The sequence below is a fragment of the Streptomyces sp. UH6 genome (assembly GCF_013421635.1).
Classification (GTDB): Bacteria; Actinomycetota; Actinomycetes; order Streptomycetales; family Streptomycetaceae; genus Streptomyces; species Streptomyces abyssomicinicus.
Genome location: NZ_JACADT010001279.1, coordinates 1 through 1,318 on the forward strand (window position 1 = coordinate 1; position 1,318 = coordinate 1,318).

The following is a 1,318-nucleotide window of genomic DNA, read 5'->3' on the forward strand; positions in this document are numbered from 1 at the left end:
CGGGGGTCTCGGGGGCCTGCCCGGCATGGGCCGGGGCCCGGGCCGGGCATAGGGAGGACGCGTAAGGCGTTGCATCGCGAGGGAGGGGAAGGAAAGATCCTACCCAAGCAGTAGAGGCAAGTTTTTGCCTGTCCATTACTCTTGAGCCCAAGGCCGCGCAAGGTGGCCATGGAGGAGTGAAATGAGGAGCAGCAACCCGGTCTTCTCGCGACGGGGGTTCAGCCGCGACAACGGCTACGCGGGCTTCAACACCGCGCCGCAGGCCGGGGGAGCAGCTGTCGGCACGCAGGGTGCCAACCCGTACGCGCAGAACCCGCAGGCGCAGAACCCGTACGCGCAGAACCCTTACGCCCAGCAGGACGCCGCCCAGTACGGCGCCCCGCACGCCCCGGTGTCCGCCGGCCGCATGACGATGGACGACGTCATCATGCGCACGGCGACGACGCTCGGTGTCCTGATCGTCACCGCCGCGCTCGCCTGGGCGCTGCTGCCGGTCGACATGGGCAACATCAACCGTTCCTACGGCATCGCGATCGGCGCGGCCCTCATCGGCTTCGTGCTGGCGATGGTCCAGTCGTTCAAGCGCAAGGCCTCGCCGGCGCTGATCCTGACCTACGCGGCCTTCGAGGGCGTCTTCCTCGGGGTCCTGTCCAGCATCGTCGACACGCACATCGCGAGCGGCGCGGCCATGCAGGCCGTGCTCGGCACGATGGCGGTCTTCGCGGCGGTCCTGTTCGCGTACAAGATGCGCTGGATCCGGGTGAACCGCCGCTTCGCCGGCTTCGTCATGGCGGCCGCGCTGGGCTTCGTCCTGCTGATGATGGTCAACATGCTGTTCGCCGTCTTCGGCGGCGGTGACGGCCTCGGCTTCCGCAGCGGCGGCATGGGCATCATGTTCGGCGTCATCGGCGTCCTGCTCGGCGCCTGCTTCCTCGCCCTGGACTTCAAGCAGGTCGAGGACGGCATCGCCTACGGCGCGCCGCGCGAGGAGTCGTGGATGGCCGCGTTCGGCCTGACGCTGACCCTGGTCTGGATCTACACGGAGTTCCTCCGTCTGATCGCGATCCTGAACAGCAGCGACTGATCACCGCTCCTCCGCTCGAGCGAGGAAGGGCCCCGGGTCTCCCGGGGCCCTTCCGGCGTTCCGGGGCGCGGGTGGGGCCGGAGGGCGGCGTGGGGCGGCGTAGGCTCACGGTGTGGTTGATACGACGCCCCTGACCCGTGCCGTGGAACAGTTCGCCGACCGGTTGCGCGCCGCGCCGCAGAGCCGGCTTCAGCGCGGGGCGGCGGGGGAGGCGCTGGGCCTGGCGCGGGAGCT

1 protein-coding gene is annotated in these 1,318 nt (G+C 69.8%); it reads left to right on the forward strand.

Annotation, left to right across the window (positions count from 1 at the left end):
• Positions 1–181 precede the first annotated feature (181 nt).
• Entirely contained in the window at positions 182–1,084 is a 903-nt protein-coding gene (locus tag HW445_RS31265) for a Bax inhibitor-1/YccA family protein (RefSeq protein WP_180224150.1), read from the forward strand.
• The last annotated feature ends 234 nt before the right edge of the window (positions 1,085–1,318 follow it).

What these genes read in the sequence shown, in the direction of transcription:
- HW445_RS31265 (WP_180224150.1), top strand. Translation starts at nt 182, where the DNA reads ATGAGGAGCAGCAACCCGGTCTTCTCGCGACGGGGGTTCAGCCGCGAC.